This is a genomic window from Microbacterium sp. NPDC058389, assembly GCF_042722305.1.
Lineage (GTDB): Bacteria > Actinomycetota > Actinomycetes > Actinomycetales > Microbacteriaceae > Microbacterium.
The window spans coordinates 90,025-109,494 of sequence record NZ_JBHXJQ010000006.1 but is presented as its reverse complement, the minus strand read 5'-3'; the positions used below and the strand labels follow the sequence as shown (position 1 = coordinate 109,494).

Genomic DNA, 19,470 nt, shown 5'->3' with positions numbered 1-19,470 from the left:
GCCGCTGGGCGACTCAGCGCTTCGTGGCCTCGCTCGGCGCCGGGCGGTACTTGATGAGCGCGCCGGCGACCAGGAACACGATCGCCGCGACCGGCTGGGCGGCGACCCAGAACGGCCCGCTGAACTCGAACGGGTAGATCGGATTCCAGATGACGGCGATCGCCGCGAACACCGGCAGCCACCACCACTGCTTCGCCTGCACAGCGAACCACCCGACGATGACCGCCATGATCGCGACGACGAAGCGGATCAGCAGGAACCAGTCGCTCGCGATCAGCAGGGGCGCCAGGAACAGTGCGATCGCCGCCAGCAGTCCGGGGGCGAGCGCATTGCGCTGGTACGCGACGGGCTGCGGGGTGCGTGCACTCATGCCTCGATCCTTTCATCTCGCGGCCGACGGGGAGCGCGGGGCCGCGGTGGGGGCGGCGTCACTGCAGGCAGAACTCGTTCCCCTCGGGATCCTGCAGCTGGTAGTACCGCTCGCCCCACGGTCCCCAGTCCTGCTCGACGAGCCGCACGACCGTCGCGCCGAGAGCGACGAGCCGATCCTTCTCCTCGTCGAGGAGCTGGGAGAAGGGGCGGTCGTCTTCCGGGTCGCGCGCCACGGTCACGTCGACATGGATGCGGTTGCGACCCGCCTTGGGCCCCTCCGCGTGATGGAAGAACAGGCGCGGCCCCCGGCCCTCCGGGTCCTCCGCGAGGGCGCGCTTGTCGAGGTCGCCGGGCGTCAGCCCGGAGTCGAGCAGCTGCTGCCGCAGCGGCTCGTCCCACTCCGACTCCGGGTAGCCGAAGACACCCGACCAGAAGTGCGCGAGTGCGCGCGGGTCGTCCGCGTAGAACGTGATGTTGCCGAGAGTCGCCATCGTCCGCCTCCTGCGTCGGACAACACCCTCGCAGGGGTCTCCGACATCGCGCAACGTCGTGCCGGGTCGGCGCACCTCAGCGACGGGCGTCGCAGGAGCGACTCAGGTCGCGGCATCCACAGCCGACTCCAGCGCCGCCAGCCGTTCGTCACGATCACCCGCGAGTTCGATCACGGTCAGATCCCCGATGACGTCGGAGTCCTCGAGCAGATCGAGGAGGGCGTCGTTCATCGCATCGCGCAGCTCCGGATGCTCGTCGAAGTCGTGCACCAGGGGGTTCCCCTCGTCCAGTGGCAGGATCACGAGCAGGTCCGCGTGTCGGAGCGCTTCCGCGGTGAGTGCAGAGGAGCGCACGAGCAGCTCGCGGGGGACGGCGTCCCCGGTCAGCTCATCGAGCGCGAGGAGGTAGGCGAGGAAGTCGAGGGGACCGCGCTCGGCGATGATGTCCCCGCCGAGGTCGTCGTCCAGCAGCCGACTCGCGGCGATCCGCAGCTGCGCCGCGAACGACGCCGCGCCCGCGGCATCCCACGTCTCGTCCAGCAGATCGAACGGATCGGGGAGCACGGTGTATCCGGGGTGGCGGGCGGTGAAGTCCGTGATCAGCGTGCTCTTTCCGCTGGCATGGGTTCCTGAGACCACGATCCGCATGCCGCGACTCTAGAGGGTTGCGGTGTGCATCCTCGCGCGCGGCGCGGGAGCTGCGGGCCCAGATCATCCGGAACGGGTGAGCTTCGCGGCGCGCTCGCCGAGTAGCGTGTGCGCCACCGGTCGAGCGATGGAGGACGCCGTGGGGAACGAGTCGGTGAAGAGGTGGGCCGTCACGGCCGGCGGAGTGATCGGCATCGTCATCCTGGGGATCGGGCTCAGCGGATGCGCGAACGAGGTCTCCAGCGTCGACCGGGCCGAGGCCCGTGTCACCGCGAAGGAGGAGGCGCTCGCCGACGCGCAGCAGCAGGCGTCCGATGCGGCGGACACGTTCTGCGACGCCGGCAAGGATTACATCCTCGCCCTCGATCGCTACGGCGACGTGCTGCACGAGACGCAGCCCACGGTGGGCGACGTCCGCGCGGCGGGCGCCGATCTCGCCGAGCCGCGGGACGACGCCTTCGACGGTGCCGAAGCCGCGATCGACTCGCGTCAACAGGTGGGCGTCGCGCAGGCGGAGCTGGCCGAGGCGCAGGCCGAGCTCGAGCAGGCGAAAGCCGGCCCGACGGGCACCCCGACCGCGTCGATCGCACCACAGCCGACACCGACGCCGGTCGTCCCGGAGGCGGTCGTCGAAAGGGTCGAGCAGGCGGAGTCGGAGTTCGCGGCCGCGCAGGGCGCGATCACGGACGACACGCCGCTGTCCGATGCGTCCGAGCAGTTCAACAGCGCCGTTGTGGCGCTCGAGTTCTCGTGGCTGCGGCTGTACGCCGACGCCGGCTGCATCGCCGACGAGCAGGCGCTGCAGGCGCAGCAGGCGGTCAGCGCGTACACGTCCGCGCTGCAGCAGGACCTCGCCGACGCCGGGTACTACGCGGGCGTCATCGACGGGGTGTACGGCCCGGAGACGGTCGCGGCGGTCGAGGAGCTGCAGCGCGCGAACGGGCTGCCCGTGACGGGAACCGTCGACGACGCGACGGCGGCTGCGCTGCAGGCCGAGCTCCTGGCGCTCGGCGGGGCGGCCGCGCAGGAGTCGATCGCGAGCACCGCGGCGGTGCAGCAGACCCTGAAGCTGCTGGGGTTCTGGGACGGACCGGTGGACGGCGTGTGGACGCCGGAGCTGACGGATGCCGTCGTCGAACTGCAGACGCAGCTCGGGGTCGAACCGACGGGTGCGGTCGACGCCGCCACCGTCAGCGCGCTCGAGCAGGCGCTCGCCGAGCTCACACAGCCGCCGTCGCCACAAGCCCCGACGCCGTCGCCGTCGAGCTCCGGCGGGGCGTGACGGGCGCGACTAGCCGGGTGCGACCATGCTTCTGCCGTTGGCCCGGAGGCGCCGCCGGTTCGCCTCGGCGAGGCCGGTCATCACCACGAGGAGCATGACGACCGCGATGACCACGATCTCGGCGCTGACGGCGGCGGCGAGGGGGACGAGGGCCCACGGGAGCGTGACACCGGGGATGCCCCACAGCGCGACGTCGCGCCACAGCATCCCGTAGCGCAGCGACTCCACGACGCTCGCGAGGTAGAACAGCACGATGCCGCCGGCGATGCACCAGGCGGCCCCCGGTGCGAGCTCGTGCCCTGCTTCGGCGACGGCGGTTCCGAGCCCGGCCGCGAACAGCGCGATGCCCGCGATCAGGAGGAACGGCAGATACATCACCGCGTCCCGCAGCGCCCCGATGCGGCCATCGGTCTGCAGCCGGCGGAGGCCCGCCTCGGCGGAGCCCGACGCGTACTGGAAGAACACCCACGCCAGCAGCGAGATGGCGAGGAAGGCGAGCGTCGCGGTCACGCCGCCGGCGAGCGTCCAGTGCGCATCGATCTCGGTGATCGCCGCCAGGATCGATTCGCCGAACACGATGACGACGAGCAGGCTCACCCGCTCGAACAGGTGGTCCACATCGAGGGTCCGCTGCAGCCAGCCCGTCTGGCTCCCGAGGAAGCCCAGCAGCACGACCTCGACGGCGATCGCGACCGCCCACAGCACGAACCGGCCGGGTGACGGCACGAATGCGGAGACGAGCCACAGCATCGCGGGCAGCCCGCTGTAGACGATCGGGCGCCAGAGGGGCAGACCGATGCTGCGTCGCTTCGCGAGCCACGGCAGCATCCAGATCAGCCGGATCGCCGCGTTCCCGACCGCGAAGGCCCACGCCCGCTCGCCGAAGGCCTCGGGCACCGCGGCGGCCATGATCCCCATCGCGAGCATCGCCACGGTGACCGCAGCCCACAGCAGCGGCGTGATGCGGGCCCCGAAGAGGTTCAGCGTGAGCGTCATGTTCACCCAGGCCCACCACGCCGGCGCGAACAACGCGAAGAACACGAGCGCGTCGGTCCACCCAGGGTCGCCGTGGAGAAGATGGGCGACCTGCCCGAGGTAGCCGACCATGACGAGGTCGAAGACCAGTTCGAGCCAGTGCGCGCGGCGCCCGCCGCGGATGACGACTTCGCCTCGCCCGCTCACGCGATCAACGGGCCGGGAGAGCGCGCACGCGGTTGTTCCGAGGGTTGTGCTCGAGCTCGACCATCCCCAGTGCCTCGAGCAGCGGGGGCAGGTACATGCCGAAACGTCCCCGGTATCCCTTCCGTGTGCCGTACCAGCCGCCGACCGGGTTGGACTCGGATCGTCCCCACGATTCCACCGTGCCGTCGGCCGCAGGCTTCTGCTCATCCGCGGCCCCGAGCGGGACCCAATCGTCCTGCGCCGTCAGCCAGGCGCGCAGGTCGTCGACCGCACGCGCCTGATACGTGAGCCGGGTGCTGCCGACCTGGCACACGAGCTGGTCACCGTCCAGGTGCATCGTGTATTCGGAGGTACCGGGTGCGGTGCGCAGCACCCACGGATCCGACGCCGTTCCCGTGCCCGTCATGACGCCTCCCCTTCGGCCCAGGATGCCGATCCCAGTGTGGCCCCAGGCGACACCCGCGGCAAGATGCCCGCGGGGCACGTCATCGCTCAGGGATAGACTCCTGTCTATGGGTCAGGCGGCGGATCTCACGTCTCTGGGTGATCCGACGCGGGCCCGCATCCTTCGTCTGATCCGCGACTCCCACGACGGCCGGATGCTGGTCGGGCACCTCGCAGAAGAACTCGACCTTCGCCAGCCCACCGTGAGTCACCATATGAAGGCTCTCCGCGAGGACGGCGTCGTCGTGCGCGAGCCGGACGGGCGTCGAGTCTGGTACTCGATCGCCGACGATCAGGCGGCGCGGGTGGATGCCCTTCTCGGTGGCGGTCAGCGGAGCGCGTCGCATCCAGACCTCGATCGCATCGCCGACGACCTCGCCGAGCGGTTCCGTGGCGTGTTCAGTCGCGAGACCATCCGGGCGAAGGTCGTCGAGAGCTATGAACTGCTCGCGAGCGGTTCGGACTCGCCGCTGCTCGCCAGCCGGACGGCGGCGTTCGCCGCGGCGCGGCTGAGTGCGCTCGAGGGCGCCGAAGCGCGCCCGAGTGACACGCCGACGATCCTCTTCGTCTGCGTGCAGAACGCCGGTCGGTCTCAGATGGCCGCCGGAATCGTCCGTCAGCTTGCGGGGGATCGCGTCACCGTGTGGACGGCGGGCTCCGAGCCTGCCGGCGATGTTCGCAGCAGCATCGTCGCCGCGCTCGATGAGATCGGCGTCTCCCTCGGCGGTGAGTTCCCCAAGCCGCTGACCGATGACATGGTGCGGGCGGCCGACGTCGTGGTCACCATGGGGTGCGGCGACGCCTGTCCCATCTATCCCGGCAGGCGATACCTGGACTGGGAGCTGGAGGACCCGGTGGGCAAGACGCCCGATCGGGTTCGCGCCATCCGCGATGACGTCGAGGTGCGCGTGCGCGCACTGCTGGCGGACGTGATCGTCGGAGGAGACAGCGAGCCGCGCAGTCTCTAGAGTGCGGCCTGATTGTCGCCGGTCGCGATGCGCCGCAGGGGAACGCGAGGCGTGGGGTCATTCCCGGCGCGCCGCGGCCTTCACCTCGGTGTCGTGCACGGTCGCGTGGTCCTCGGGCGAGAGGTCGAGGGGGCCGAGTTCGATGTCGACGCGGTCGATGCGGTCGGTGAACCGGAACGGCGGGCGATAATCGGCCGTCACAGGCTGGCCGGTGTCCTCTCCGATGCCGAAGGTGTCGACGCCGAAGCGGGCGAACACCGACTTCTCCAGTCTTCCCGTCGCGACCACCGCGCCGTCGACGGTGAGAGTCAGACCGGCGCCCTTGCCGATGCCGCCGCCGTCGTAGTCGAACCCGATTGCGACGAGCGCAGCTCCCTCGGCGAGCGGCTCGGTGCCGAGGAGCGTCGTGTGGTCGCCGTAGTAGTTGTAGTCGAAGGCGGGCACGCCGTCCTTGACGTACAGCGAGATGCCGCCGGCGACGCCGCCGAGCGCCACGATGACGCCGTTCGTCGCCGTACCGCGGGTGTGGATGCGGGCGGTGATCGTGTAGCTGCGATTCTTCATCGAGGGGGCCGCGGTCTCGGGCAGGCGGGTCGCACCCTCGTAGAACGTGAAGCTCGTCGCCGCGGGATCGGACCCTGGTGCCGCCGGCTTGGGTGTGAGCAGGCGTGCGACTCCGCGATCGTCGAGCGGGTACACGTGGTACTTCTCCGCCGCGACGTCGAACTTCGCCTTCATCTCGGCCAGCTTCTCGGGCATCGCGTCGGCGAGGTCGCTGGCCTCTGAGAAGTCCGCGTCCAGGTGGTACAGCTCCCAGCGGTCGTTCTCCCATCCGCCGGGTGCGATCTGCTGTTCCCACGGTTTGGTGTGCTGGGCGTTCGCCTTCCAGCCGTCGTCGTAGATCGACCTGTTGCTGAGGATCTCGAAGTACTGGTTGGTGCGTCCTTCGAAGGCGGGATCGGTGAAGCTCGACAGGAACGACGCCCCTGCCAGCGGAAGCTGCTCGATTCCGTTGACGATCGACGGCATCGTCACCCCGGCGGCTTCGTACAGCGTCGGGGCGATGTCGACCAGGTGCAGGAACGGTGCTCGCGGCGCCGGATCGTGCGCGATGCGCGCCGGCCAGGTCACCACCATCGGGTTGCGCGAACCGCCCAGATGGGACGCCACCTGCTTCACCCACTGGAACGGGGTGTTCCCCGCCCACGCCCAGCCGACCGGATAGTGAGGCTCGGTCTCAGGTCCGCCCAGCTTGTCGAGGTCGGCGATGATCTCGTCGATCGTGGGCGTGATGCCGTTCAGGTTCTTGATCTCGTCGAGGGTGCCGTCCGGGCCGCCCTCGGAGGATGCCCCGTTGTCTCCGACGATGTACAGCACGAGCGTGTTGTCGGCGTCCGGGAGCTCCTTGATCGCGTCCAGCAGCCGGCCCACCTCATGGTCGGTGAACGCGAAGTAGCCCGCGTAGTTCTCGAAGAGCGCGCAGTACACCTGCTTCTGCTTGTCGCTCAGGCTGTCCCACTCGGGTACCCAGTCGGGGCGTGTCGTGAGCTGGGCGTCTTCCGGAACGATGCCCATGCGCTTCTGGTTCTCGAAGACCGTCTCGCGGTACTGCTCCCAGCCCATGTCGAACGAGCCCGCGAACTTGTCGCGCCACTCCTTGGCGACATGGTGCGGCGCGTGCATCGCGCCAGGCGCGAAGTACAGGAAGAACGGCTTGTTCGGCGCGACGGACTTGGCGTACCGCATGCGGCTGATGGCGCGATCGGTCATGTCCGACATGAAGTGGTAGCCCTCTTCGGGTCCTCGGTCGGGCTCGACGGGCGTCGTGTTCTCGAACAGCACGGGGTAGTACTGGTGGGTCTCACCCGCGTTGAACCCGTAGAAGTACTCGAAGCCCATTCCCGTAGGCCAGCGATCGAACGGGCCGGCGACGCTGGTCTCCCAGTCCGGGGTGTTGTGGTTCTTGCCGTACCACCAGGTCGAGTAGCCGTTGTCCTTCAGCACCTCCGCGACCGTGGCCGTCGTCTTCGGGATCATCGTGGTGTAGCTCGGGAACCCGGTGGCCCACTCCATGAGGAAGCCGTTGCCGGCATCGTGGTGGTTGCGCCCGGTGAGGAGCGCGGCGCGCGACGGTCCGCAGACGGCCGTCGTGTGGAAGCGGTTGTAGCGCAGCCCTTCGCTGGCGAGCTTGTCGAGGTGCGGTGTGGGGATCAGTCCGCCGAACGTCGAGGTCTGCCCGAACCCGACGTCGTCGAGCAGGATCACGACGATGTTCGGCGCCCCCTCGGGTGCCGTCGGGATGCGGGGCCACGCGGCCGTCGACTCCTGATAGGTCTTTCCGATCACGCCCTCGAACGGCGCAGGCGGATACGGCAGAGCTGTCTCGTCACCCATGCGGCAATCCTTGCACTGCGTGTCGACGGCGATCGCCAACGGCGCCGCCTCGTCCCGATGCGGGTCGCCGGTCAGAAAGCGCCGAGACCGTGCAGCGCTTTGATCGCGAACCAGATTCCGAAGACCAGTCCGATCACGATCATCAGCACGCGGTTGTGGCGCGCCAGCCAGCCCGAAACTGCGTCGAGGACGGCGGCGGAACGGTGAGGCGCGGCGGCGACGGTGACGATGATCCCCAGATGCGTCGCGCTTGAGAGCATGATGTAGGCGAGGAAGATCGCCGCGGCTTCGAGAGCTCCCGGCTGATCGTCGGCGATCGCTCCGACGGCGGTGAGCGTGAAGACCCAGAACTTCGCGCTGATCAGCATGAGACCAGCGCCGAGAAGGAAAGCTCTGCCTGAGCCGAACGAGTCCAGGGCGCTCATCCACTTCGGGGGTGCCGCGTCAGGATCGGTGTGGCCGAGCAGCTGTTTGAGAGCGCCCGCGAGGAAGAGGATCGCGACGACCAGGAGGAGGGCGGATGTGATCGGCGTGGTCCCGTCGTCGGACTCCGCGCCGGCGACGGCGGGGGAGGCGAAGACGAACCCGAACAGCGCGCCCTGCACGAGCATCACGCCGGCGCGACCGGCCACCCAGGCGGATGCGGTGCGCACACCGTGCGGACCGCGCACGAGCAGGACGGTGATCGTCAGCTGCACGGGGACGACGGCGGCTCCGACGATGAGCGGCACGAGCGTCGTCCACAGCTCCACGTCAACCGCCCTCAATCCGGATGTCGAGTGCCAGGTTAGGCCCTCCGGCGCGGACCTGCCCCCACACCTGCGCCGCTGCACATCCTCTTCAGTCGTCGGCCGCCGTCGCCGGCATCCGATCATGGCCACGGCGGGCAGGCGCGCGCGTCCTCCCTGTCGCCAGAAGAGCAGCGACCAATGCGATCGCCGTGACGGCGGCGCAGACGAGGAATGCGCCCGAGAACCCGGCAGGCGTGCTCGCGATGGCGAAGATGGCACCGGACAGGATCGCCCCGACGCGGCGGGTGTTCGTGAACAGGCCGGAGGCAAGACCCGGGCGCGGGATGATGTCGAGGAACAGGGTGAGCCCGACGCCGACCACGGTGGCGAAGGACCACGCGTTGAGCAGCTGCGCGGCGGCGAGACCGATCGGGTCGCGCACGATCGCCATCACGAGGTAGTACGCGACTCCGACGGCGATGCCCACGATCAGCAGGGGGATCTGGCCGAACCGGCCGCTGAGGCGCCCCAGCAGCATGAGCGCCGGGATCTCGGCGAGTGCGGCGATGCCGAGTGCGATCCCGCCCCAGACGGCGGGTGCGTGCAGTCCGTCGACGACGTAGAGCGTCATCGCCGACGTCACCGTCGCATTCGCCGCCTGCAGCAGCACGAACGCGCCGACGAGTGCGATGACCCGCGCAAGCGGCAACGGTGCGGGAGTCTCGCCGTCATCGTCGCGTTTCGCGGGACTGCCCGCGGTGCCGGAGCGGCGCAGCCCGAGCACCGTGGCGATGCCGACAAGCGCGATCACTGCGATCGCGACGAGCACGCTGCGGATGCCCAGCGTGCCGGCGAGCAGCATCGCCACCGGCGGGCCGGCCACCCACGCGACGGACACCATCGCCCGGGTGTTCATCACGGCCGCACGCCCGGTGCCGACGGCGCGAAGGTGGGCGAAGAACAGCGACGACCCCACACCCGCTGGCCCACCCAGCACCACCAGCCCCAGGATCGCGAGGGTGAGCGAGTCGGTCAGGGCGAGCACGGCTGCCATGGCGAGGGTGAGGATGCCGCACACGAGCATCCACGCAAGGTAGTCGCCGCGCCGGTCGGCCCACATCGGGATGACGAGTGCGGCGACGAAGCCGCTCGCGTTGTACAGCGCGAGCGCGAGGCCGATCTGCGCGTTCGTCGCTCCGAGGAGGCTGGACAGCAGCAGCGCGAGCGCGGTGTTCAAGAACGCGAACTGGAGTCCCCACGTGAAGGCCGTGCCCTGGGTGAAGAGAGCACCGGCGAGCCGGCGGGGTGCGGCGGCGGACGTGCGGGTCACGTCAGGCCAGGCGGCGGGCGCTCAGCCAGCGGACCATCTCAGGGTCGCGGTGGTCGAAGAACTGCGAGCCGCCCTCGTCGAGGGTCGCGACCTGCGCCATGTCATCGGCGTCCAGTGCGAAGTCGAAGACGTCGAGGTTCTGCGCCATCCGTTCGGGGTTCACCGACTTGGGGATCACGACGACTTCGCGCTGGATCATCCATCGCAGTACGACCTGTGCGACGGACTTGCCGTGCTTGTCGCCGATGGCGGTGAGCAGATCGTTCGTGAAGAGCCCGTTCTTGCCCTCGGCGAACGGGCCCCAGGACTCGATCTGCACGCCTTCGGCCTTGAGGATCTCGTGGTCGGCGACGCGCTGGTGGAACGGGTTGGTCTCGATCTGGTTCACGGCGGGGACGATCTCGTTGTTGAGGATGAGGTCGATGAGCCGGTCGGCGGGGAAGTTCGACACGCCGATCGCGCGGGCGCGGCCCTCGGCGTTCAGCTTCTCCATGGCACGCCATTGTCCGTAGTAGTCGCCGAACGGCTGGTGGATCAGGTAGAGGTCGATGTAGTCGAGGCCGAGTTTGCGCAGCGAGTCGTCGAACGCGGTCGCGGTGTTCTGCTCGGCCGGAGCGTCCTGCACCCACAGCTTCGTCGTGACGAACAGTTCGTCGCGGGGGATGCCGGACTTCGCGATCGCGGCACCGACGGCTGCCTCGTTCTGGTAAGCGGCGGCGGTGTCGATGAGCCGGTATCCGGCGGCGAGCGCGGCGGTGACGGCGGCCTCGGTCTCTTCGGGGCCGACCTGGAAGACACCGAAGCCGAGGACCGGCATCTCGATGCCGTTGTTGAGGGTGACGGTCTGCATCGTCGTTCCTTTCGGTCGTGGCATCCAGTCCAACGCGCTCTCGCGGATCGGGGAAGGTGCTGCTGTTCCACGTACTGCCAGGTCCTCCCACCGCGCAGGGGGGACCGCCTAGCGTGGACGGCATGGACGCCAGCCTTGAGGTCCGCGAGTTCCTCCGCACCCGCCGCGACCGGATCAGCCCGGCCGAGGCGGGCATCGTGGGCGGTGGCAATCGGCGGGTGCCGGGTCTCCGCCGTGAGGAGGTGGCGTTCCTCGCCGGGGTCAGCGTCGACTACTACGCCCGTCTCGAACGCGGCAACCTCGCCGGCGTGTCCGACGAGGTCCTCGACTCCATCGCGTCCGTGCTGCACCTCGACGACGCCGAGACCACCCACCTGCACGACCTCGCCCGAGCCGCGCAGCCCGTCTCGCCCTTGCGACGTCGGAAGCCGAGCCCCAGCACGACGGTGCGGCCGAGTCTGCAGCGGTTCCTCGACTCGATCACCGAGTCGGCGGTGTGGATCCGCGACGAGCGGATGGACTTCATCGCGGGCAACGCGCTCGGCCGTGCGGTGTATGCGCCGATCTTCGAGGATCCGAGCAGCGACGGCGGCAACAACGCCCTGTTCACCTTCCTCAGCCCCGCTGCCCGCAGCTATTACCCCGACTGGGAGCGAGGCGCCGACGACATCGTCGCCACCCTCCGTCTGTACGCCGGACGCAGCCCTCGCGACAAGGGGCTCAGCAGTCTGATCGGCGAGCTCATCACCCGCAGCGACGACTTCAACCGGCGCTGGGCGGCACACAACGTCCGCCACCACCGAGCCGGTGCCAAGCGGATCAACCACCCTGCCGTCGGCGATCTCGAGCTCACCTATGAAGGGATGCTGCTCCCCGACAACCCCGGGTGGACGATGTTCGCCTTCACCGCGGAGCCGGGCACGCCGTCCGCGGAGCGACTTGCGCTCCTGGGCAGCCTTGCGGCGAACTCCATCACATCGCACCACGAGTCCGCCACAGCGCCGCCGGACCAAGGCTGACGCCCGACCGATCCCGGCGGAAAGCGCTGACGGTGCAGGTCTCGTCGTCGACGAGCTCATGCCCGTCGACGAAGTCGCAAACAGCCCATCGGCATCGTCGAGATCCACGGAGGTCCGGGGTGCTCACCGACCGAAAGCGAGCGACAACCCTGCCACGGGATCTGACTCGAGTCGCGATCCCTGGAAAACACGGGGATCACAGGTGCGGAGGATGGGGGATTCGAACCCCCGAGGGGTTTCATCCCCAACACGCTTTCCAAGCGTGCGCCATAGGCCACTAGGCGAATCCTCCGGGCGGTCCCGGAGGACCAGAGAACATCCTACCCTGACGCGGCTACCGTCCCTGCACAGGCGCCGTGCCGGCGTAGACGCTGCCGGGACGGATCACGAGCGACCTCGGCGCGAGCAGAGCCAGGACGCGGCGCGATGGCGGCACCGAGGCCAGCAGCGATGCGCGGACGGCCGTCGCCGCGTCGGCCGCGGCATCCCCCATCCAGTACGAGCGGGTGCCGGCACGCGAGTAGCTGACCCGCTCGATCGCGATGAGGACGGTGTTCATCTCGGATGCCGGGACCCCATGCTGCGAGATGAGCCGCTGCGCGAACGCACGCGGCGTCTCGCTCGCGGGAACCTGGACGCCGATGTCGATCGCCGCGTCCTGGACGGCCTGCCACGCCGCCGCCGCGTCGCCGCGGCGAGCGGACGCATCCTGCTGGCGGCGCCGCAGCTCGCGGGCGAGGAACGGCAGGGCGAGCACGAACAGGACGAGCACGACGACGCCGAACAGGGGGAGCGGATCGATGGCGGACCGCGTCGCCCCCGACTCGGACGCGTTGCGCTGCTGATCGGGGTCGATGGCGCTCGGGTCGACGGAACGCGACGGGGCCGGGCTCGCGCCGGGCGTCGGGGTGTCGGCGCCCTGGCCCTGGCCGGGAAGCGCGGCGGCAGGCGAGAACGTGGTCGGCACGCCGAGACTCACGGTCGGCTCGAACGGGATCCAGCCGACGCCCTCGAAGAAGACCTCGGGCCATGCGTGCAGCTGCGAGCTCTTTACCTCGTACACGGTCTGCCCATCGATGGTCTCGGCGGTCGCCTCGCCGGGCAGGTAGCCGACGACGATGCGCGACGGGATGTGGAGCGTGCGCGCCATGAGGGCGAACGCCGACGCGAAGTGGACGCAATAGCCCTGCTTGACCTCCAGGAACTGCGCCACGGCTTCGGCGCCGCTGCCGTCGAAGCCGTCCTCGACGGGTGCCTCGAGCGAGTACGTGAAATCACCGCCGCGGAACCACCGCTGCAGGGCGATCAGTTTGTCGTAGTCGGTGGCCGCGCCGGCGGTGACCTGCGCCGCCGTCTCGGCGATGATCGGCGGCAGGTCCTCGGGCAGCTGCGTGGTGTCGTCGCGCACCTGGGCGCCGCCCGAGACGAGCGCGCGCATCTGCTCCAGGGAGGGGCGTGGCGGATCGTAGACGACCTCGTACGACTGCGCCTGCGTGGAGCCGCTCGCGGTGGCGACCGTGCGGTTGTACGGCACGGCGCCCCAGAGCCCGTTGAGACCCGTCACCGACTCCGCCGGGTACGGCACCGGTGCCCACACCGTGTCGAGGTTCACGACGTCGATCTTGGTCGTGTACTCGGTGGTGTCGATGTCGTCGTTCAGGTCGATCTCGCCGAACGCCCTGTCGCTCGAGAGCGCGACCGTCTGCGAGCGATCGGGCTCCCACACGTCGCCCTCGAACTTGCTGAGCGTGGTCGCACGCAGGTAAGGCACGACCGGCGCATCGGTGCGCACCTTGATGACCACGGTGTCCTGCGGCCGACGCAGGTCGTCGCCGAGCTGGAGGGTCGCGTCGATCCCTGCACCAGGGCCGACACCGCCGCCCGCGCGGGCGGGGGCGGGCAGGGTCGGGGTGGCGATGACGGCGACCACGATCGCGATCGCGCCGATTCCCACCGCGGTGGCCGGCACGCCGGCGGTGCGCTCGGCCTCCCGCTCGAGCGGCTTCTCGCGCGAGCGGGTCTCGGACCGGATGAGGAACAGGATGGTGACGGCCAGGAACACGAAGCCCATGACGTCGACGTCGCCGGGCACGGCGATCGCCGGGATGAGCGAGACCGCGATGATGCCGACCGACCCGAGGAGCGGCATCCGCGCCGTCACGACGACATGATCGACGATGATCGTGAGCAGGCCCATCGCACCGACGATCACGAACGCGAGCGACAGCGTCGGCTCGAGGGGCGCCGCACCGAGGGTGATCTCCTGCATCGCGTTGCCGACGAGGATCGGCACGGCGTGGAAGGTCTCCAGCGTCGGGATCACCCACAGCAGCGCCGTCTCGCGGAGGAACACGAGGGTCAGGAACACGACCCACACGGCCAGCTCGATGAGGGTCACCGCGACGGCGGGCAGGCGGAAGCGCCGGGCGTTGTAGCCCGCCGCGAGCACGAGGGCGGCCAGGATGAGGGCACCGATGAGCCACGCTCCGGACTGGACGACGCGGACCACGGGCAGCAGCGCCGCGAGCAGCGCGGCGAGGATCGCGAACGTCAGCAGGCGCTGCCCGCCGCGAGGGGCGACGCGGTCGGCATCATCCGAGGACATGGCTCACCCCGCGTCCGACCGCGTTGCCCCACGCGACCGACAGGTCGCGGTCGGGGTCGATCCGGGCGATGTGCCAGCCGTGGTCGGCGGCACGGTCGAGTGCATCGCCCATGGGGCTCGTCGACAGCACGAACGGCATCGTGCTGTGGTGGGCGATGGGGCCGATGGCGTCGGCGTCGGCCGGATCCAGCCGTCCGACGATCAGCACGACGGGACCCGTCGACAGGCCCGTGAACAGGCGCGGCAGTCGCGCCAGCAGGTCGTCGCGCTGCGCGGTCACGGTCGCGAACTGCGCGAGCATGCGGTCGACCTCCGTCATGTCGCCGCCGTCGATGCGCTCGGTGAGCACATGACCTTCGCTGTCGATCACCTCGACCGCGTAGCCGTCGTGCACGAGCCGCGCGACCACCGAGACGCAGGCCGAGACGCCGGCCTCGAACGCGGGATCGGCTCCGGGCTCGCGCAGCGCGTCCATCGACCACCGGAGCGCCGAGCGATCGAGCACGACCGTCGCCTCCGGCGTCGACTCCTGCTCCTCCTGGCGCACCATCAGCTCGTCGCGGTGCGCGGTGGCGCGCCAGTGGATGCGGCGCATCGAGTCCCCGGGCGCATACGGCCGCGCGACCAGGTTGTCGGCGCCCTGACCGATCTGGTTGGTGGTGGTGTGCAGCGTGCCCCCGGTGGCGCCGGCGTAGTCGACGAGGGGGGAGAGGTCGATGACCGCCGGTGCGACCGTGACAGGCGTGCGGCCCGAGAACGCGATGGTGCGGCGGGCGAGCCCGAACGGGTCCGACGACGTCACGGTCAGGGGGCCGATGGAGTGGACGCCGCGCCGGGCGCCGGTGATCGTGTACGACAGGTTGACGACGCGTTCGCCGCCTCCCGCGCCGCTGCGCAGGCCCGAGCCGAGCGCAGGGAACGGGCCTTCGGCCTTGCCCCGCAGGCCCTTGGGGAGCGCATCGCGCCAGGTCCCCGGCGGCGTCGGCAGCGCCGTGCGCACACCGACCCGCACCGACACCATGGTCTCGCGGCCGACCGAGGCGACGTCGGGCACCAGCGACCGCGTGACCACGTCGGTGCGGCGCCCGAAGTACAGCGACACGACGCTCCCCCCGACCGCCGCCAGCAGCAGCACACCGAAGTACGTGAGCTCGACGATGCCGGTCTCGTTCGCCACGATGAAGCACGCGACGGCGAGGACGACGGCGCCCGTGCCCCGCACGGTGAGCGGCCATGCCCTTCTCATCGCATCCTCCCCGATGCTCCGGCGCGGACGCGCTGCGCGTCGCAGCCCCGTCCCCTCGTCCTTCGGCCTTGCCCCATGCTCGTGCCTTCGCCTGGATCCCCCTGCGCCCCCGATGTCACTGCCGCGCGGCGATGGGCACGCGCACGCTCCCCGCGACGCGCTCGAGGATCGTCGTGATCGCGTCCGCCGCCGTGCCGGTGCGCGCCCCTCCCGCGGAGCGGGTCGGGATGAGGCGGTGCGCGAAGACGGGCAGCAGCAGCGCCGTGACGTCGTCCGGGATGACGAACGAGCGTCCGTCGAGCGCCGCCCACACCTTCGCGGCGCGCACCAGCTGCAGCGTCGCCCGCGGGCTCGCGCCCAGTCGCAGGTCGGCGTGCGTGCGGGTCGCCTGCGACAGCGACACCGCGTAGTCCTCGATCGCCGGGGCGACGTGCACGGCGCGCGCCCACGCGATGAGACTCGTCACCTGCTCGGCCGACACCACCGCCTTGAGCTGGTCGAGCGGGTTGACGGTGTCGCGCTGGCGCAGCATGAGCGCCTCGGAGCGCGCGTCGGGGTACCCCATCGAGATGCGCATCATGAACCGGTCGCGCTGCGCCTCGGGGAGGGCGTACGTGCCCTCCATCTCGAGCGGGTTCTGCGTCGCGACGACGAGGAACGGCTCGGGCACGTAATGCGTGCGGCCGTCGACGGTGACCTGGCGCTCCTCCATGGCCTCCAGCAAGGCCGACTGCGTCTTGGGGGAGGAGCGGTTGATCTCGTCCGCGATGACGATGTTCGCGAAGATCGCGCCCGGCTTGAACTCGAACTCGCGCTCGACCGGGTTGAAGACGCTCACCCCGGTGACGTCCCCGGGGAGCAGGTCCGGAGTGAACTGGATGCGGCGCACCGTGGCGTCCACCGAGGTCGCGAGGGCGCGCGCGAGCATCGTCTTGCCGACGCCCGGCACATCCTCGATCAGCAGGTGCCCTTCCGCCAGCAGGCAGACCAGCGCGCTGCGCACCGCGTCGGGCTTGCCGTCGATGACGCTGCCGACGGCGTCGAGGATGGCGTCGGTGACCCGCGCGAATCCCTCGGCCGTGAGCGTGCCGGAGGCGCGGGATGCGGCATCCGTCCCCGTCATCTGGGCATCCGTTGCGGTATCGACCATCGGGGCCTCCTGTTCCGCCTCCCATCAGGCGGTTCGGCGGGTGGACGTGGGCGTCCTCGCCCACGGCTCGATACTAACCACGCGTCACGGGGCGCGGCACTGGGAGATCGCTGGATGCCGCCGCCCGGCCTGCCCGGCTAGACCAGCGCGCCGGCGGCCATGAGCAGCACCGAGACGCCCATGCAGGCCAGCTGCACGCGGTCGAGCGCGCGATGGGAGCGGGTGAGCAGCCCTGCCGAGAGCACGGCGTACGCGACCGCGCCGACGACCGCCGCGGTCGCGAGCAGCGGCCCGCCGGAACCGCCGTGCGCGTGCGTGGAGACCTGCCCGGAGAGCGGGCCGGATGCGGCGCCGTGCGCCATCCCGAGCTGCAGGGCCGCCATGGCGACCAGCCCCAGTGCGGTGTGCACGGTCATGCCGCCGCGCGGCCTCGACGGCACACCGCGACGCCGCGGCGAGCTCGCGGCGGCCAGTACCATCGCCGTCGCGATCAGGGCCGCGGCCCAGTACACCGGTGCCACGAGCCGGGTGAGCACGGCGTCCAGCATCGCGGCGAGCATGAGCGCGGACGCGACGGCGTCGGGCCACCGCGCCCGGCCGCGGTCGGCTGCCAGGCAGCAGGCGCCGATCGCGGCCGGGGCGATGGCCCAGGCATGGAGCAGTTCGGTCACGGATCAACCGTGGTGGTGGTGCTCGCCGTGCGCGTGACCGTGAGCGCTCGAGTCATGTCCGTGAGCGACCGGCGTCGGGCCGTAGCCGCCGGTCGCGCCGTGCACGTGGCCGGTGCCGGCCGAGCAGTGCGCGGACTCGGGGGCGGGCACGTTGAGGGTGGGATTGCGCTCGAAGAAGTTGTACGGCTTGAGCGTGAACTTGGCGTAGTCCATGGGCATCACCGGCCAGTCCTCGTTGCGGGGGAAGTGCGTGAGGCCGAAGGTGTGCCACAGCACGACGTCCTCGCCGATCAGCGGTTCGTCCCCGGCGATGAAGGCGGGGATGCCGCCGCCGCCCGGGTGCTGGTTCACGAAGTCGCCCGCCGCGTAGCGCTCGGCCGGGTCGTACTTCGTGACGAACAGGTTCTTCGTGGCGAACGCGGCCCGCGAGGCGATCGACGACTCGTCGTCGGCGAGCAGCACGGGCGTCTCGGTCGGGAACAGGACGTACGAGGTCGGCTGGCCCATCGACGTCGTCTTGTCGGTCGAGGCGATCTGCCACACGCGGTTGCGCGCGCCGTCGGCGAGACGTCCGGACTCCTTCTCCGAGGCGATGGGGGTGACGCTCTTCGTGAAGGCGTTTCCGGCGGGGTTCGCGGCCGAGACCGGCACGCGCACCGCATCGATCTCGTTGACCACGTTCGCGACGCCGTCGACCGTCATGTCCAGCCGCGCCGAGAACAGGTGCTGGTGGTACGGGGCGCCGAGGCCCGGAGCGACCTCGGAGGCGAAGCCGTAGGGGGACCCGTCCTCATTGAGCCCGGGGTAGGCCGACGTGAAGAGGATGCCGGTCAGCTTCGCCTCGCACTCGATCGTGCCGTCGAGGTACAGGTACCAGAAGAACCCATAGTCGTAGTTGCCGACCGTCGTGAAGAACGAGATGACCAGTCGCCGCGAGCGGCGCACCTCGGCGGCGCCCGTGAAGAGGTCGGTGTGCTTCCACAGCGACCCGAAGTCCTCCTCGTGCAGGCAGACGCCGTTGCGCACCGTGCGCGGCATCCCGAGCTCGTCCGGAAGGACGGCGTCGACGTAGGTGATGTCGCCCACGCAGTCGCAGCCGAGCTCGAGCTCGTTCGTGTAGCGGCCGAACAGGTACTCGCCGGTGTCGAAGTAGTTCTGCCAGAAGCGGTTCGGCTGCGGGTCGGCGTACGGCACGACCATCTCGCTGATCGAGCCGCGGTACATCACCGGTCGCCCGGCGAAGGACAGCTGCCGCAGGATGAGGCCCTCGCGGGTGTCGAATCCGATGCGGAAGTCCCACTCGCCCCACGTCACGTGCTCGTCCTCGACGGTGAAGCTGGACCCCTCGGGCTGGGTGATCACGATGGGCTTGAGGCCCTCCAGCGCGGGGCCCTGCAGCTCGGGGTCGTCGTAGTTGCCGCTGGTCTGCGGCACGTCGTAGCCGGGGTTGTCGACGATCTTGGTCAGCGTGCGCGCCGCGACGTCGATGTAGGCCGTCAGCCCGTCCACGGGGTGCGCCCACGGGTGGTCGGCGGCGTGGAACTGCTGGAACGCGAAGGTGCGCAGGATGCGGCGCCCTGCCTCCTCCTCGTATCCGTAATTGCCTGCCGACAGCGGCACGAGCACGACGTCGTCGGGCGTGAGGCCTCGGGCGGCGAGGGCGGCGACCCACTCCTCGCTCTCGTTCGCGATCACGCCGACCTCTTCGAACTCGGCGTCGAGGATGGGCAGCTGGCCGGCCGTGCCGTCCAGCGTCGTGGACGAGACCACCGCTCCGGTCGCGAGCGACACGACGAGGTCGAGAGACAGCGCGGAGCGCATGTCGAGCAGCTGCACGCGTGCGCGGCGCTCCGGCAGCGGGCCGGTTCCGGCCTCCCACGCGAGCACCTCGGGCTTGGGGGCCTCCTCGAGCCCGACGTAGGCGAACCGGGTGGCGTCGTTCGTGGTCTCCAGCCCGAGGACGATGGTGCGCACGGCTGCGATCTCGGCGGGTGAGAGCGAGGCCAGGGGATGCTGCGGAGCCGGCGGTGCGACGAAGCCCTGGGCGGCCGCGATGTCGGTGATGGTCATGATTCTCCTTTGTTGCG

17 protein-coding genes and 1 tRNA gene are annotated in these 19,470 nt (G+C 70.2%); 3 read left to right on the top strand and 15 right to left on the bottom strand.

The annotated features are described in order from the left end of the window. Positions 1-13 precede the first annotated feature (13 nt). The 3 genes from ACFWJ8_RS10280 to ACFWJ8_RS10270 all read right to left on the bottom strand — a co-directional run bounded on the left by ACFWJ8_RS10280 (position 14) and on the right by ACFWJ8_RS10270 (position 1,511). A complete protein-coding gene (locus tag ACFWJ8_RS10280; protein WP_378811084.1) occupies positions 14-370 on the bottom strand; it encodes a DUF6804 family protein in 357 nt (118 codons plus the stop codon). A gap of 58 nt (positions 371-428) precedes the next feature. Next, positions 429-863, bottom strand: a complete 435-nt coding sequence (locus ACFWJ8_RS10275) for a VOC family protein (RefSeq protein ID WP_378811083.1) — start codon at positions 861-863, stop codon at positions 429-431. 102 nt (positions 864-965) lie between these two features. Then, positions 966-1,511, bottom strand: coding sequence for an AAA family ATPase (locus ACFWJ8_RS10270; protein WP_378811082.1), 546 nt, complete (start codon positions 1,509-1,511; stop codon positions 966-968). A 139-nt stretch (positions 1,512-1,650) separates the two neighbouring features. On the opposite strand from ACFWJ8_RS10270, the gene ACFWJ8_RS10265 reads away from it, so the two are divergent. Then, positions 1,651-2,793: a peptidoglycan-binding protein gene (locus tag ACFWJ8_RS10265; protein WP_378811080.1), complete on the top strand. Its 1,143-nt coding sequence runs from the start codon at positions 1,651-1,653 to the stop codon at positions 2,791-2,793. Between the two features lie 9 nt (positions 2,794-2,802). Here ACFWJ8_RS10265 and ACFWJ8_RS10260 read toward each other — a convergent pair whose 3' ends face one another. Both ACFWJ8_RS10260 and ACFWJ8_RS10255 read right to left on the bottom strand, forming a co-directional pair. Continuing rightward, positions 2,803-3,975, bottom strand: coding sequence for a low temperature requirement protein A (locus tag ACFWJ8_RS10260; RefSeq protein WP_378811079.1), 1,173 nt, complete (start codon positions 3,973-3,975; stop codon positions 2,803-2,805). 4 nt (positions 3,976-3,979) lie between these two features. Further along, the gene (locus tag ACFWJ8_RS10255) at positions 3,980-4,381 is read right to left on the bottom strand and encodes a DUF6855 family protein (protein ID WP_378811077.1); all 402 of its coding nucleotides are present in this window, start codon (positions 4,379-4,381) and stop codon (positions 3,980-3,982) included. Between the two features lie 106 nt (positions 4,382-4,487). Between ACFWJ8_RS10255 and ACFWJ8_RS10250 the strand changes: the two genes are divergently transcribed. After that, positions 4,488-5,387 (top strand): metalloregulator ArsR/SmtB family transcription factor, encoded by a 900-nt coding sequence (locus ACFWJ8_RS10250; protein WP_378811075.1) that lies wholly within the window; start codon positions 4,488-4,490, stop codon positions 5,385-5,387. 57 nt (positions 5,388-5,444) lie between these two features. On the opposite strand, the gene ACFWJ8_RS10245 is transcribed toward ACFWJ8_RS10250, so the two are convergent. The 4 genes from ACFWJ8_RS10245 to ACFWJ8_RS10230 form a co-directional block, all read right to left on the bottom strand. Further along, a complete protein-coding gene (locus ACFWJ8_RS10245; RefSeq protein WP_378811074.1) occupies positions 5,445-7,781 on the bottom strand; it encodes an arylsulfatase in 2,337 nt (778 codons plus the stop codon). A 71-nt stretch (positions 7,782-7,852) separates the two neighbouring features. Then, on the bottom strand, positions 7,853-8,533 hold the full coding sequence (locus ACFWJ8_RS10240; protein ID WP_378811073.1) for a GAP family protein: 681 nt from the start codon (positions 8,531-8,533) through the stop codon (positions 7,853-7,855). An 88-nt stretch (positions 8,534-8,621) separates the two neighbouring features. Next, the gene (locus ACFWJ8_RS10235) at positions 8,622-9,842 is read right to left on the bottom strand and encodes an MFS transporter (RefSeq protein WP_378811072.1); all 1,221 of its coding nucleotides are present in this window, start codon (positions 9,840-9,842) and stop codon (positions 8,622-8,624) included. A 1-nt stretch (position 9,843) separates the two neighbouring features. Then, a complete protein-coding gene (locus tag ACFWJ8_RS10230) occupies positions 9,844-10,692 on the bottom strand; it encodes an aldo/keto reductase (RefSeq protein ID WP_378811071.1) in 849 nt (282 codons plus the stop codon). Positions 10,693-10,814: 122 nt separating this feature from the next. Here ACFWJ8_RS10230 and ACFWJ8_RS10225 point away from each other — a divergent pair, with 122 nt between their 5' ends. Beyond that, positions 10,815-11,711 (top strand): helix-turn-helix domain-containing protein, encoded by an 897-nt coding sequence (locus ACFWJ8_RS10225; protein WP_378811070.1) that lies wholly within the window; start codon positions 10,815-10,817, stop codon positions 11,709-11,711. Positions 11,712-11,916: 205 nt separating this feature from the next. Here the strand turns inward: ACFWJ8_RS10225 and ACFWJ8_RS10220 are convergent. The 6 genes from ACFWJ8_RS10220 to ACFWJ8_RS10195 all read right to left on the bottom strand — a co-directional run bounded on the left by ACFWJ8_RS10220 (position 11,917) and on the right by ACFWJ8_RS10195 (position 19,453). Next, positions 11,917-12,003, bottom strand: a tRNA-Ser gene (locus tag ACFWJ8_RS10220). Positions 12,004-12,045: 42 nt separating this feature from the next. Then, positions 12,046-14,316, bottom strand: coding sequence for a DUF3488 and DUF4129 domain-containing transglutaminase family protein (locus tag ACFWJ8_RS10215; protein WP_378811069.1), 2,271 nt, complete (start codon positions 14,314-14,316; stop codon positions 12,046-12,048). Further along, the gene (locus ACFWJ8_RS10210) at positions 14,303-15,562 is read right to left on the bottom strand and encodes a DUF58 domain-containing protein (protein ID WP_378811067.1); all 1,260 of its coding nucleotides are present in this window, start codon (positions 15,560-15,562) and stop codon (positions 14,303-14,305) included. Before ACFWJ8_RS10210 ends, ACFWJ8_RS10215 begins: the two co-directional genes overlap by 14 nt. A 115-nt stretch (positions 15,563-15,677) precedes the next feature. Next, positions 15,678-16,685, bottom strand: a complete 1,008-nt coding sequence (locus tag ACFWJ8_RS10205; RefSeq protein ID WP_378811324.1) for an AAA family ATPase — start codon at positions 16,683-16,685, stop codon at positions 15,678-15,680. A 164-nt stretch (positions 16,686-16,849) separates the two neighbouring features. After that, on the bottom strand, positions 16,850-17,383 hold the full coding sequence (locus ACFWJ8_RS10200; RefSeq protein WP_378811066.1) for a hypothetical protein: 534 nt from the start codon (positions 17,381-17,383) through the stop codon (positions 16,850-16,852). Between the two features lie 3 nt (positions 17,384-17,386). Next, positions 17,387-19,453, bottom strand: a complete 2,067-nt coding sequence (locus ACFWJ8_RS10195; RefSeq protein WP_378811064.1) for a primary-amine oxidase — start codon at positions 19,451-19,453, stop codon at positions 17,387-17,389. Positions 19,454-19,470 lie beyond the last annotated feature (17 nt).